Here is a 15,386-nt window from a genome sequence, read left to right as displayed (position 1 = left end):
TACAGGCAATGAGGTTAGTAAATATAGTGGTGACTGATAGTTTTTGGTATCTCTCACTATTACTAACGACAAGTTAATGTCTTCAAAACTAGGGTGTTGTACTTGAGTCCAAGCAATAGAAATGCTCTTGAGAATCTTTCTCTGGGAATCGAGCACAATCTTTTTACTTCTAGCTTTAAAAGAGCGAGCTAGAAGATGGGTTTGCTTTTTACCTTTAGTTGAGTGTATAAGTAAATGATTCTTCTTCCATCGGACTAGGAAATCTTGTTGGAAGTGCGTAAACCACTCGATGGTCCACTCATTAGCATAACCACGGTCAAGCACATGCAGGATGCCTTTTCCTACTTGTTTTTGTAGTTTTTCTAGCATCCGAAACATAATGTTTCGACCATATTCCTTGTATTTACCTCTGGTAGTCCACCAACTCATCTGACATACACTTACAGACTCACCCAAAGCTGAGAGCAACGTACTTGTCCAATGGTAACCAGGAACACAAATACGTTTATTAGGGGGAGAATAGTATCCTTTTTTTATCCGTGTTAGTCGTTTTGCCTTTGAGCTTTCTACACTACAAAGTCCCTCCAAAAACCAAGATTCAGCCTTTTCTAGCCGACTATCATCCCAAAGCATTAGCGGACGTTTTCCCTGTTTTACTAACGATTCAAGCCTTTTTCGAGTTTGACTAAAGAGAAAATTATCAATGATAGTAGATGTCCATTTTTTGGAGCGTAACAGATTACTGATGCGCTTTGTCCCAGCGGGAGCATGTGCAAAACCGCAAATATAGCCACCTAACTCGCTAAGCAATAAGCCCATAGAGTTGTGTCGATGCAATAAAATGGCAACTATTAAATCGTAAAAAGTACGAACTAAACGCTTATCCAGAACAGAATCTAAGGATAACTGAACGTCAGCAAGATAAAGGTCAAGTTTATGAAGAAGTAAATGAGAGAGTCTTGACTTACTCGATTTTATGTCATTATTTTGTAGAAATGCTTTATGCATAGAAACCTCCTGTTTGTTTGTGTTTGTCGTAATTCACAAAGTAAACAAGGAGGTTTCTTTTTTAAAAGTCTTCACGAAAAATTCGGGATGACTCATGTTTATTTGAAGAAATTAATGAAATAAAATATTACTAATCCTAAAATTACACTCAAAATTTATCACTCACCATTCAGCACTTCTATTTAGTAACTCTACGTCTAGTCAGCAGCCCTCTCCAAAACTACTTTTTATCTCAATACAATACGAGATCTAGCCTTCAACAAGTTAGTCAAAACTCATCTTTAGGTCAATTAGTAAGCCAGTAGTTTATATAATTTTTTAAGATAAATAGACTAAGATCTGATGAAAAGTAGAATAATAGATGTTTTATAAAGATTTATCTAGATTGTAGAGTAAAAACCCTGGTTATAGGGGATACTCTTTTTACAGCGGATAATAAAATAATAATTGTAAATAATAAAGTGTCAAAGGACACGGTCGTAGAGGTTTACAATTTTACCATTGCAGAAAATAATAATTACTTTGTAGGAAAGACAGGCATTTTGGTACATAATACCAACTGTCTGGTTGATAAAATAAAGAATAATTTCCCATCTTTACATAGTAAATTTAGTTCACTTACGGATGGGCAAAAAGCGAAGTTCTTAAAGGATTTTCCAGATGATGATGCCATTTTGGGAGTACTCAACCAAGGCAAAGCTTTTGAGGCATGGAAAAAGCTATCGGAGATTACTGGTACAACAAAAGCATGGATAAGCAAAAGCAAGGCTATTTTAGAAAGAGTGAATACTAAGAATTTGAGTGATGTTGATATTGAGAAATTGAAGAATTATTATGAAGATTTCAGTTCTGCTTCAGATGTTAAAACTTATCCAAGTAGGTCTGCTAATGGAATTTGGTATGATGACTTTGGACATCCTGATTTTAGAGATTTTGTGCCTGTAACCAATGGAAAAAGAGCTATTTTTACTCCAAATCCTAATGGAACTAAAAAGTTAACTGGGAAAAGCTCAGATATGACTAATGCTAATAATTGGGCGTTAGACCCGAATGGTGGCGGATACATAGATGGTGTTAATTTTGAAAAGACAGGAAGTGGAACAGGTTGCAAAATAAAGCAAGTTGGCCACCCCAATGCTGATAGTGATGGTTGGGTAACCTGTACTTGGCATCACCATGAGGATGGTTTAACGATGATTCCTGTTCCTTCTGCTGTTCACATAAGAGGAAATGCAGCTCATATTGGTGGCAGACAAGCAATAAATGAGGGTATTGTCGGATTTTTTGATTCTCCTATATTTTAAAACAAAAATACACAAAATGAACTACTTAGATTTATTTAAGGTACGAAGTAATGCTCAACAAATTCGACAAAAGATTGCAGAATTTGAAAAAGAGACAAATGTGGTTTTTCCCCCATATTTCAGAGTTTTTATTGAAAACTATGATTCTTTATACAATATAGGAGAGGAGTTAGGAATCTTCTACGATAATAGGTTCCAACGAAAAAGAAATATGATATTTACATATTATTCAAATGACAGAGATAATATTTTGTTTCAAAACTTATTTAATTTAGATGAAATTATACCAAACATGAAAGCAGTTTATCCAAAAGACCACGAAATTTGGCAGCAAGATTTTATTGCATTTGGAGAATGCGCATTTCAAATATACTTATTAGTTGGGGTAGGCGAACATAACAAAGACAAAATTTATGCTGAAGCAGCAACAGAAAAGGTAAAGCTTCGATTCTTGTGTGATAATATTTTTGATTTTTTTAGAGATTATATTGTAGAAGTAGATGAAAGTTGTTTGCCGGCAGGCAAAACGGCTAATGACCTATACAAAAACTGGGGCGAGGATTTTTGGCGAGTGCGAGAGGAATAGGTTGATATAAAAGGTTTTTGCGCTATGCAATAATTTCCAAACTAGCTTTTTATACATAATTAGTATAGTTATTACCTTTCCAATGAAGATATATACGTGTATTTGGCAAAATATTGAAGAGCTTGAAGAGTAGATTAGCGAAGTTTAAGATTCTTTGTGGAGATTTTTTACTGAAACCGAAAGGAGTGTACTATATAGCAAGTTTTTACATTCTTAAATATAGCCTCTAAGTTGTACAATATTCAGCTGTTACCAATATGGTAGAGGAAGTTTTTTGGGTGTTTATGATAGCAGCAATAGCTTTTGAAGCATTGTTTATGTTATTTCATTTATATTAATATATATAATCAAGGTGGAATAATCCAGAGTAATTTTGAACTAAGAACCATTATCACAAATAAGAATACTTAGTAGTCATTGAATGAAATTTTTTAGGCATACTCTTACCTATTTTCGGGTTTGTTTACTTATCATCACCATCTGTTCTTGTAGTAGAAACCTCAGAGCTTCTCACATTTTCGGAGGAAATATGTCAATAGAGGTGATTGATAAATTACAATCCCAATACAAGATTACACTCAACATATATGTTGACATGTACACATTGCTCCCAGTTGAATTAGATAATATGCAAAATCTTGCACAGCAGGTTCGTTTTTTTAGTAAAAAAGATAACAAACGGGTGCAAGATGCTTATCTATCTTTTGAGAAAATGACTGATTTGGTATATGATAATTATTCTTGTGCTCAATTAAGGCGATTAGCAACAAGAGAGTTTACATACTCAAAAATCGTTGTTCTTACTAGTAATCAGTTTAGTGACACACAGGGGTATTACCTTTCTTGGGCTAGGTGTTGTCGAAATGCAGATATTGATAATATTAAAAATGCTAACAATACGGGTTTAACCATGTATGTTGAATTTCCATCTCTGAAAGACTATCCTGATTATTCAAGTCCTAAGTTTAAAATTCCCAATGGAGATTATATATGTATTCTTAAGCCATTCAAGCTTCAAATGGCTGTCGAAAAAAAAATGCAAGATACCGAAATTAGGTATAGTATTGTAACACCTTACGGGAGTCATAATGACTTACTAAACTATGATAATCCACCCAAACCAGGGCCATACCCATCTGTTCTATGGGGGGAAGGATTCTCAGAAAGCAATAGTATTAAGGGCTCGCCTGCATTATCTGTGCATCCACAAACGGGGGTACTTTCTGTTAAAGCGAACCAAACTGGGTTATTTACTTTTACCATACAGTGTGAGCAATTTAAATCAGGAAAGTTGATTGGCCTTGTACGTCAGGATTTTCAATTACCTGTAGTTGATTGTCGAGTAAATACCCCACCTGAAGGCAAGATTCTCTACAAAGGACAAGTCACGGATGAAGTAGGGCTCTGTCCTAACGAAAGTATACTACTTACAGTGAGTGATGCAGGAGGTTCTTATAACTTTCAATGGCAGAAAAATGGAGAAAACTTATTAGGAGAAAACACCCCAAGAATAAATGTAAAAGACTTTGGTGATTACACAGTTATTAAAAGTTATCAAGCTCTTTGTGCCAATGATACAATATCACAAATAGTAAAAGTCAAGCCGTTAATTTTGACTGAATTTTTGCCGTTACCTAAAGAATTTTGTAAAGGTGAAACCACCACAATTGAGGTAATACCTTTGAGAACTAATGTTGATCTTTCATGGAGTAAAAATGGAAAATATATTACTAATGGTACAAGAATCAGAATTACAGAGCCTGGCATTTATAAAATATATGCTGATGCAACTAAAATAGAAGGGTGTTATTCTGAGGATAGCATAGAAATTAGTTTGAAGAAGGAACCTATTATTAAGGTAAATCCTACAAGAGCAAGCATTTATAAAGGGCAAAGCATATTGATAAGTGTTGAAAGTAGTGAATCTAATACGTTATTTTCATGGAGTCCAAATAAATGGATATCAAATATAAATTCACAGAATCCAGAATTTACGCCACAACAATCGACTACTTATACCTGTGTAGCTGAAACAGAGGGGATGTGTCCTGTTAAATCTGAAATAGATATCAGTGTGATACAATCATTACTCATACCTAGTGCTTTCACACCGAATCAAGATGGTCATAATGACATTTGGTACATTGTTGGTACAGAACAATTTGAAGAAATAGAAGTGAGTATTTTTAATAGATGGGGAAATCTTATTTTTTATTCGAGAGGTTATAAAGACCCTTGGGATGGTAAATTTAATGGAGAAGATTTACCATCAGACACATATACCTACCAAATTAAGAAAGGCTCTCTTGATGAAAATTATGTATACTCAGGCACTGTTAATTTATTTAGATAAGATTTTACTAATACTTTCTTATAAAGACCGTTTACATTCTATTTTAGGACGTTTTAAATACATTCCTTTCTTTATTTGAAAATCTCTCTTATGATTTACAACCTACAGGAACGAATGATTTTTTAGGATAATGATTAAATACTTAAATGTTTATATAAGTATTTAATCAAATACGTACTGGTGTCGGCTTCCCATTTTTAGTACAGTTTAAAAATATACATAATCAGTCTACTTTGATTATGTTTTTAACCCTTCTTGGGCTGAGTGTAGTGTAGCGGAACGAAGCCCAAGAAGTTTTCATTCTATAATCTACAGGGCTCATACCATACAAAGAAATATGTAGGCGGATCCGACAATAATCACTCATCAACACTTCAGTTTTTTGGCGTATTTCCTTCAAAGAATTAAATGCTTAATCACCTATTGAGAGTCTGATTGAATCGTTCAATATATATGGTTATACAGAATGTAATGAAATGCTATTTTATTTAGCAGCCTTCATTCATGAGCTATCTTTGTAGCAAATTCTTGTCTCTTTTCTAGACGGTGTGCCATATTTATACACCAAATGATGATTACATTAAATCTATCTAAAGAACCTCTCTTATCTAGCAGCATGATATTTTCGATTTTCTACGAAAAGATATACCCATCTTCCCATACACCCGAAGCTTTTTCATGATTTAAGTTTTTATGCAAATGGCAGTAAAATTTTTAAAAGTATTCATTATTCAGTGTCATACTTTCGCTTTGGAGTTGTATGAAAACAGTTTGTATTCCATGTTTTTATTAACTTATCTGATACTTATTTACTTAAATACTTGTATGATCATTTGAGTAAATAAGTATTTGGATATTGTCTTAGGAAATACTAGTATTATGTTTTCATCTTAGAGCAGTATGAAAATATTTTTGTTTTCAATGTTTTCATAATCTAGGATGATGTTTTCAAATTGTAGATGTACGAAAACATTTTTGCTTTCATTGTTTTCATAATTCAGCATGATGTTTTCATCTTAAAGCAGTATGAAAACAGTTTGTTTTCAATGTTTTCATAATTCAGCATGATGTTTTCATCTTGGAGTAGTATGAAAACATTTTTATTTTCATTGTTTTCATAATTCAGCATGATGTTTTCATCTTGGAGTGGTATAAAAACAGTTTTGTTTTCAGTGTTTTCATAACTCAGTACTATGTTTTCATTTTGGAGCTGTATGAAAACATTTTTGTTTTCAATGTTTTCATGACTCTATGTAAGTACTTACTTATATACTCAAATAAGTATTTAAGTATATGTTTAGAAAACGCTGGTTAAATGTAAGAAAATTTCCTTTGCATGATGATTCTGGAATAGTTTATAGGCATGTTGGTTTGGCAAAAGATATTACAGAACAAATGCTATTTGTTCAAAAGCAACAACGGAATGAGCTTTTTCAAAAAACAATCATAGAATTATCTAATAAGTTTTTCAATTATCCTTTTTCTGAGGATGACGGCGTTAACCATATACTTGAAGAGATTGGCAATTACTTAGGTAGTTTGCAGGTGGTCCTTTATGCCATCGACCAAAAGGAGGAATTATTTACTGGAGTAAACGCGTGGACCTCATCTCAGGGTATTCATTACGAACCCCTAATATCCTTACTCCAAGATGTTTCCAAAACTGAAATTGAACACCTCATTCCTCAAGTATTGCAGGAAGACTTACTTTTTATCGATAATCTCGAAATTATAGATTTCTATACTGAAATTTATGAAAGGCTACAGTATCTCCAAGTAGAGAATTTGTTGATTTTACCAGTAAAGGAGGATTCAAAACTCATTGGCTTTCTTAGTATTTTATCTCAAGATAAAGGTAAAGTATATGAAAATGATGAGGTGGCTTTATTGCGTCTTACCAAAGAACTGATACAAAATGTAAAAGTAAGACATCTCATAGAGTCACAATTACGAACAAGCGAGCGGGAATACTCGACTATTTTCGATAATATGTTGGAGGGCGTAGTGTATCTCAATAAAGACGCCAAAATCCTCAAAGCCAATCAACGCGCCTTCAGCCTATTGGGTATTGGCGAGCGTAATTGGACACGTTGGGACGAAATGAACGAGAACGTCAGCTTCTTTGATGAAACCCTTCAGCCTATCGAATTTGACCAATTACCTATTTCCCAATCTGTCAAAGAAGGCATTGAGTTCAAAGGAAAGGTCGTAGGTCTGTCATTTTCAGAAAAAACCGATATTAGATGGCTTAGTATTTCGACTAAACTTGAATTCCTGACAAATGACCATAACGAGTATCGTGTATTTGTAACACTCAGCGATATATCAGAACGGAAGGAGTTTGTCGATACCTTGAGTGAAAGCGAATATAAGTACAGACGACTGACCGAAAACCTTCAAGACGTGGTATTCAGGTATGAATTAGTACCCGAACGGAAGTTTTCCTACATAAGCCCTTCGGTTATTACGCTCACAGGATATGATCCAGAGGAATATTACAAAAATCCGAATCTGGGAATTGAAGTGGTTTTGGAAGCTGATCGTCATCTTGTCAAATCATTGATAGATGGAAATTTAGATTTTGAGTCACCAGTGACATTGAGATGGCAACGAAAGGACGGTCGTATTATATGGGTAGAACAACGAAATGTTGCGATTAGAGATACCGAAGGAAATCTTATCGCTATAGAAGGAATTCGACGCGATGTTACTCACATTAAGCTTATGATAGATAAGCTTAATTATTTGAATGGTCTTCAGGAGTTACTTATGCATATTTTCCTCACTTTCATCAATGTTTTACTTGAAAGTGTAGACGAAAAAATTGCGCAGGCTCTGTATGAAATTGGGAACTTTACACGAGCAGAAAGCCTATTTGTTGTTTCGTACAACACTGAAAAAGGAGAGTATCAAAAAGAGTTTGAATGGTTGTCAGAAACGCATTTAGAGTCCTACTTTACCATTCCTAATCATGGTAAAACAACTGATATACAGGCGTTTTATGATGCACACTTCATGGGTAAGTCTTATGCTGCAGAGTATGATTCCATTCATATTTTTACAGTTCCTATGTACAAGGACCATAACTGTATGGGATTTGTTGGGTTAAAAACACACGCTAATACCATTAGAACAAAAGACTTTGATAGTCAGATACTTCATCTGATTAGTGAGATGCTCATGAACATTAAGAGCAGACAGCTCAATTTGAATATTATCAAAGAAGGACAATTATTATTGGAAAGTATCATCGAAAATAGTGGTTCTGTTATTTATGTAAAAGATTTAGAAGGTAAATATCTGAATGTAAATACCTCATGGGAGGTACTTACAAATCAAAAAAAGACAGATGTATTGGGATTAAATGATTTTGAAATATTCCCACAAGAACTAGCAGAATCGTTCAGGCAGAGTGACAAACTTGTGCTAGAACAACAACAATCTGTTCGTATAGAGGATATCTTAGACACTGAAACTAACAAAAAACTATTTTTAACGGTAAAATTCCCCATCAGAAATGCGGCTAATGAAATCATAGGTATTGGGGGACAAAGTACGGAAATTACCCATCTTAAACTCACCGAACAGGCTCTAAAAGAAAGTGAGGCTAATCTTATTGCTATACTGGATAGTTCACCAGAAAGTATTTGGTCTATCAATAAAGACTTTGAGATAATCTATGCCAATCAAATAGTTCGACAAGATTTTCTCAACTCCTTTGGAGGATTACTAAATAAAGGGGCAAAAGTGTTAGATTTTCTTCCACAGCATCTACATGACGTTTGGAAAGAAAGGTATGAGTATGTTTTACAAAATAGGATTCTGCATTTTAGAGATACAGTACCTACCGAATACAATACGTTCTATTTGGATGTTTCTATGCACCCAATTTTGATCAGTGGGGAAGTGGTAGGGGTAGCAGTGTTTAGCAAAAATATCACCAAGGAGAAATTTGCTCAAAACGAACTTTTTAAGTTCAATTATATCTTTGAAAATCTCTTAAATGAAATTTTCATTTTTGATGCTAATACGCTGAAATTCATCGAGGCAAATAAAGCGGCTCAAACAAATATCGGCTATTCGCTCAACGAATTAAGAGAACTAACTCCCATTGACCTAAAACCACTTTTCAATCAGGAACAATTTCATCGCTTAATTGAACCTTTAAAAAATGGAGAAAAAGATAAGCTGATTTTTGAGACGGTACATCAAAGAAAAAATGCAACAAGGTACGAGGTAGAAGTCCATCTTCAATATATTGAACTAGATGGAAATCCCCTATTTATTGCCATTATAGTTGATATAACCGAACGCAAAAAAGCAGAAAAGGCGCTTCTAGAAAGTGAATCTAGATTTAGAAGTATTTTTCAAGAAAGTGCCTCTATTATGTATTTGATCAACCCTGATAATGGGCAGTTTATTGATGCAAACGAGGCTTGTCTCCAATTTTATGGTTGGAACAGAGAGGAGTTACTAAAACGAAATATTTTGGATATAAATATTTCAGAGAAAGACGTAGCACGCAAATTTGAGATTATTAGTCGTATTGGTCGCCAAAAGTTTGAGGTATTGCACCGAAAAAAGAATGGTGAAATATTTGACATGGAGGTATATAGCTGTATGCTGAGTGTAAACGACCAGAATCTGATTTTTGAAATTGCCCATGATATTACAGAACGAAATCAATATTTCAGAGCGGTAGAGATTCAAAACAAATCTCTAAAAGAAATAGCATGGATTCAATCTCATGTAGTTAGAGCGCCATTGTCTAGACTTATGGGTCTGATCATGCTGCTAAAAGAAGGGGTGGTTACTGTCGAGCAACAGGCTGAATGTCTGGAACATATTTTATCATCGGCCTTTGAAATAGATCAAATCATTCGAGATATTACGCAAAAAACCTATGGTATCAAAGATTTGGAAAAAATCATGTCCCCCAACTTTAACCACATTTCAACCACCCTACATGTCTCGATTGTAGACGATGATGAAGCTATTCAGTTTGTTCATAAGTTATTATTACAAAAGGCAAGTATCAGTAACTTAATCAATCAATTTTTGACTGGAAAAGGAATTATCGACTTTATTTCCGAAAACAACCAAAGGGATGATGTGCATCTCATATTTCTCGATTTGAATATGCCAGAGATTGATGGCTGGAGTGTACTGGATTTTATATCAACCCATGCACTGCTATGTAAAGTATTTGTCATTATTGTATCCTCTTCCATCGAAGAGAAAGATAAATTCAGAGCGACAAGCTATACTTCAGTCATTGATTTTATTCAAAAACCTTTTGGTATTGACGATTTACTTCAACTAAAATCAAATACTCAATTAAACAATTATTTACAAGAATAGGAGTAAAGGCTTTTGCTGAATCGTATAGTTGAATTTTTGAAAAGAATTTTAGGAAAATTTATATTTAAGTTAAAAATTATTCAAAAAAACCTTCAATACTACAGCTTATCGAAATGGGTAAAATCATATTGAGAAAAACACTATAATGAAAGATAATTCAAACATTTAGAGTCTTAATAGAGTATGAAAATAGTTAATTGGGTTCTCTTACTTGCAATATTTTTATTGGTTATTGATGATTATTCGAGTAAAAACTACATTAAACCAATAAAAAAAGATTTCCAGATTCGGGCTATGGATATTTCTTTTTTGCCTCTCATACGCTCGCATGGCGTAAAGTTTAAAAATAGTGAGGGTAGGATAGAAGATCCTTTATTTTCTTTGAAAAGGGCAGGAGTGAACACAATTAGAATTAGAATTTGGAATAATCCAACGAACTCTTTGTTGGGTGTAAAAGCCATGCAGCGTTTTAGTGACGAAATAAAAAGGCATGGACTTAAGGTATATTTAACCTTACATTATTCTGATACTTGGGCGGATCCTTCAAATCAACAAAAACCTCAATTATGGCAAAATCTTACAGAAAGTGCATTAAACGATAGTGTTTATCATTTTACCAAAAACATTGTCGACTTGTTTGAGCCTGATTATATTCAAACAGGTAATGAAATAAATAACGGGTTTCTTTGGCCAGAAGGGCATAATGTCAATTCAAAAGAGTTCAAGAGTTTGATTACTACTTGCGTAAAAGCGGTTCGAGATTCTGGTAAAAAAACAAAAATAATTATGCATTACTCGGGTCTTGCTGGGGCAAATTTATTTTTTCAAAAACTAGCAGATTTGGACTACGATATGGTAGGAATCTCGTATTACCCGAAGTGGCATGGCAATGATTTTGAGTATGTTTACAATCAAATGAATAAGCTCTCATATGATACCCATAAGAAAATTATTATGGCAGAAACAGCTTATCCATTTACTTTGGATGAAAAGGATCAAGCTAAAAATATTATTGCTAGTCCCAACGACCTAGCAAGCCAATTTCCAGCTACGCCTGAAGGTCAACAAGATTATATCAATCACATCAAAAGATTAACAAATAAATTAACACATGGAGCTGGATTTTGCTACTGGGGAGGTGCGTGGGTTTCTACTCCCAAACATGAATCTGTGTGGGACAATCAAGCACTATGGGATCATAATTTGCATTTACTTCCCGCTGCTCTTGCTTTTAAAGATTAAATTAACGCCAAATATATACGTAAGACATAAATCACTCCGAATTTCGGTATTGGAGTTGTTTGCCAGCTGTTTATCAAACATGAGTCATCCCGAATTTTTAGAATTGGGATTACTCTCCAAGTTCTTATCAAAAAAGCGGTCGAAAATATATTTTTCGACCGCTTTTTTAATGCTACTATGATAGATACGAATGGCTTACTACGCAATCATTGCATCTCTACTGATGGAATTCAAATTTTTACATAATCACTCATTCGCTCAGTCACTAAATTTGTTATTGCTTTCCAAATTCTTTTAGAAAGAACTCACATTTAATCGTCCTCCAGTTACGCACTTACCTGATAATGAAGCCGTCGGGGTTACTGTAGATAAAATAGCATTTTTGATGCTTGCAGCACTTGCTCCAGCATTAATAGATGCATACAAGGCAACGGCACCAGTTACATGTGGTGTCGCCATCGATGTTCCATTGTAACTAGCATAGCTCGATAATATTTTACCCTTTGAACTTACAGGAACAGTCGAATAAATACCTGAACCTGGCGCACCTAAATCTACTTGTGTAGCTCCGTAGTTAGAAAAACTCGACAGTCCTCCAGTATTAGTAATAGATGCCACGGCAATAACATTTGCTACATTATAATTAGAAGGATAATTAGCTGTAGCATCATTGTTACTGCTATTATTTCCTGCAGCAGCTACAAATAAGATTCCTGCATTATTAGCTCTGGTAATTGCATCCTGCAAAGCTTGCGAGAATCCACCGCCTCCCCAAGAATTGTTGGTGGCAACAATATTAAGACCACTTCTAATTTTTAAATCTGTAAAATAATCTACCGCCTTAATGGCATTGGCAGTTGTACCACCTTTAGTTCCTAAAAACTTAGCAATTAACAACTTAACATTCCAGCATACACCAGCTACACCAATTCCATTACCTCCAACTCCGCTGATTGTTCCTGCTACGTGTGTGCCATGATCGTCGCCAGCACCATCAAATACGGTATTATCGCTGTTGGCAAAATCCCAACCATATACATCATCTACTAGTCCATTTTTATCATCATCAACACCATTTCCTGCGACTTCCCCAGGATTAACACCAGCATTTGCGGCTAAATCTTCATGAGTATACATATACCCTTCATCGATAATACCGATGTAAACTGTATTAGAACCAGTTTTACCATTTGCCCACGCTGTTGCAGCCTGTGAGCCAAACTGATTTGCAGGTGTTGTCGCAGAGCCATACATCCCCCAAAGTGATCCATTAGTAAAGTATGGGTCGTTAGATACAGCATTGTGCGTGTAAACATAATTGGGCTCAATGTATTCAATGTCTGCCAGACCTTTGGCATTGGCAATAGCCTCTATTGCATTAATTGGTAGTTGAATTAAATGAACACCTTCGTTGTCACCAAATTTCTGCATCAGTTTTGTAAGGATTTTCTCCTTTACTTTACCATTAAGCTTATCGAGAATCTCGCTTTTGCGTTCATCACTCGTACCAGCTATAAATTTGATGAGAACCTCATTCGGTTCGTAGTTGATTTCAGCTATTCGAGCTGCACTAGCACTTGAAGAAGTAGGAATTTCTTCTAAATTATATCCTGTACAAGATGTTAAAATAGAAGCAATGGACAACAAGGAAGTTAAAGTTAAGGATTTTGTTCTCATGTTAGCAAGTATGTTAAGGTTATTGTATTACACTCAATATTACTTTTTATTATTTAAAAAACAAATATATTTTCAATAATTCAACAATCAAATAAAATGATATATGATGTATTTTAGCAATATTCGATGAATATTAGGGTTAAAAACAATATAAGAAATATAAAATCGCATATACCTAAAGTTAAAAAATTATACTTCTTTTAATCCGTACTATTTTTGGGGAGTTTACATATGAACCTTTTTTGGTCTATATTTTTGTGTATTTTACTATTTTACACTAATTTCATCCTTGTAAATCTAATAATTGTATATATAATTACAAGGATGATTAAAAGAAAAAGTCAATCGGAAATTACAGAATTATTAGGTGAGTTTCCCGCTGTTAGTATTCTTGGACCTCGTCAGGTTGGAAAAACAACCTTGGCAGAGGAAATTGCAAGTACCCTAACACCTGACGCTATTTATTTAGATTTAGGAAGTCTGGCCGATCAAGCTAAGCTTTCAGATCCTGAAGCATATTTTGAATTACATAAAGGCAAGCTTATCATCCTTGATGAAATCCAACGCACTCCAGAATTATTTGCGGTGTTGCGTGGGGTAATAGACCGTCGTCGTAGGGCTGGCTTTAGAACCTGTCAATTCTTGATTTTGGGCTCTGCATCACTCGAATTACTGAAACAATCTTCCGAATCTTTGGCTGGAAGGATTGCTTATCAAGAACTTTCGGGCTTCAATGTACTTGAAATTGAAGACTCAACTCAAGCTGATATGGAATCACTTTGGCTTAGAGGTGGATTTCCGGATAGTATTCTTTCAAAAAGTGATGCAGGGAGTTTTAGGTGGCGACAAAACTTTATTGTCACGTACTTAGAAAGAGACGTTCCACAATTTGGTAGTAGAATACCTGCTATCTCATTACGCAGATTATGGACAATGCTTGCACATACGCAGGGAAGTCAACTCAATACAGCGCAATTAGGGGCAAGCTTAGGTATCACAATCCCAACCGTAAAACGATATATTGAACTACTTGAGGATTTATTTCTTGTAAGGACACTCTATCCTTGGTCGGGCAATGTAGGCAAACGATTAGTCAAAACCCCAAAAGTTTATATTAGAGATAGTGGATTGACACATGCTTTACTCAACATTAATTCATTAGAGGATTTATTAAGTCATCCAGTGGTAGGAGCAAGTTGGGAGGGGTTTGTGATAGAAAATATCATTTCATGTTTGCCTCAAGGAGCAACTACTTGGTTTTATAGAACCTCTGCTGGAGCAGAAATCGACTTGGTAATAGAGCTCAACAATCAAGAAAGATACGCCATCGAGGTAAAACGTTCGAGTGCTCCTAAAGTTTCCAAAGGTTTTTATTTGGCATGTGAAGATATAAAGGCTACCAAACGCTATGTAGTATATCCAGGAAAAGAAGTGTTCCCTTTTGCCGACGACGTGATTGCAACTCCACTCCACAATCTTATGAAAGAGTTAAGTAATGTGAAAAAAGTATAGCAAAAATCGCAAATCGGACCTACAACAAAATCCATTCAACTTTTGTAGTATTTCATAAAAATAAGAACGGATGCGGGTATTGATTACCTATATACATTTTGATGTGATTATGAGCTATTCAAAGGAATTACAAGCACTAAAATAGCTATTTTGTCATAATAAGTGTCTCACCATCATATATTCCAATACCATCATATTGTGTTACAAAAATTAATCGGTCACTATTTATAAACCTAAGTTTTAATACATTCATTGGAGCCCCCACTGCATTTGATTGACCGTTTGACCAATGAAGTTTTGGTTGTAATACCTTAGTCCAGTACTCAATTTTTGATAAATCGTT

Annotated in this window: 8 protein-coding genes; 6 read left to right on the top strand and 2 right to left on the bottom strand. The window is 34.6% G+C overall.

Features of this window, described 5'->3' with window-relative positions:
• The coding region (locus BWI92_RS27510) for a hypothetical protein (RefSeq protein WP_176464537.1) at positions 1-1,008 on the bottom strand (1,008 nt) is incomplete at its 3' end.
• 368 nt (positions 1,009-1,376) lie between these two features.
• On the opposite strand from BWI92_RS27510, the gene BWI92_RS25095 reads away from it, so the two are divergent.
• The 5 genes from BWI92_RS25095 (at position 1,377) to BWI92_RS25075 (ending at position 11,854) form a co-directional block, all read left to right on the top strand.
• Positions 1,377-2,312 (top strand): polymorphic toxin-type HINT domain-containing protein, encoded by a 936-nt coding sequence (locus BWI92_RS25095; RefSeq protein WP_310588959.1) that lies wholly within the window; start codon positions 1,377-1,379, stop codon positions 2,310-2,312.
• A 16-nt stretch (positions 2,313-2,328) separates the two neighbouring features.
• Positions 2,329-2,898: an SMI1/KNR4 family protein gene (locus BWI92_RS25090; protein WP_095168106.1), complete on the top strand. Its 570-nt coding sequence runs from the start codon at positions 2,329-2,331 to the stop codon at positions 2,896-2,898.
• Between the two features lie 595 nt (positions 2,899-3,493).
• A complete protein-coding gene (locus BWI92_RS25085) occupies positions 3,494-5,251 on the top strand; it encodes a gliding motility-associated C-terminal domain-containing protein (protein WP_176464536.1) in 1,758 nt (585 codons plus the stop codon).
• A 1,293-nt stretch (positions 5,252-6,544) separates the two neighbouring features.
• Positions 6,545-10,612: a PAS domain S-box protein gene (locus BWI92_RS25080; protein WP_095168091.1), complete on the top strand. Its 4,068-nt coding sequence runs from the start codon at positions 6,545-6,547 to the stop codon at positions 10,610-10,612.
• A 183-nt stretch (positions 10,613-10,795) separates the two neighbouring features.
• A complete protein-coding gene (locus BWI92_RS25075) occupies positions 10,796-11,854 on the top strand; it encodes a glycosyl hydrolase 53 family protein (RefSeq protein WP_095168089.1) in 1,059 nt (352 codons plus the stop codon).
• 294 nt (positions 11,855-12,148) lie between these two features.
• On the opposite strand, the gene BWI92_RS25070 is transcribed toward BWI92_RS25075, so the two are convergent.
• Positions 12,149-13,531 (bottom strand): S8 family peptidase, encoded by a 1,383-nt coding sequence (locus BWI92_RS25070; RefSeq protein ID WP_095168087.1) that lies wholly within the window; start codon positions 13,529-13,531, stop codon positions 12,149-12,151.
• A gap of 324 nt (positions 13,532-13,855) precedes the next feature.
• Between BWI92_RS25070 and BWI92_RS25065 the strand changes: the two genes are divergently transcribed.
• Positions 13,856-15,043: an ATP-binding protein gene (locus BWI92_RS25065; RefSeq protein ID WP_095168085.1), complete on the top strand. Its 1,188-nt coding sequence runs from the start codon at positions 13,856-13,858 to the stop codon at positions 15,041-15,043.
• The last annotated feature ends 343 nt before the right edge of the window (positions 15,044-15,386 follow it).

Origin of the sequence: Flectobacillus sp. BAB-3569 (assembly GCF_002270355.1) — a bacterium.
Classification (GTDB): domain Bacteria; phylum Bacteroidota; class Bacteroidia; order Cytophagales; family Spirosomataceae; genus Flectobacillus; species Flectobacillus roseus.
This window is presented reverse-complemented; position numbering and strand designations above follow the sequence as displayed.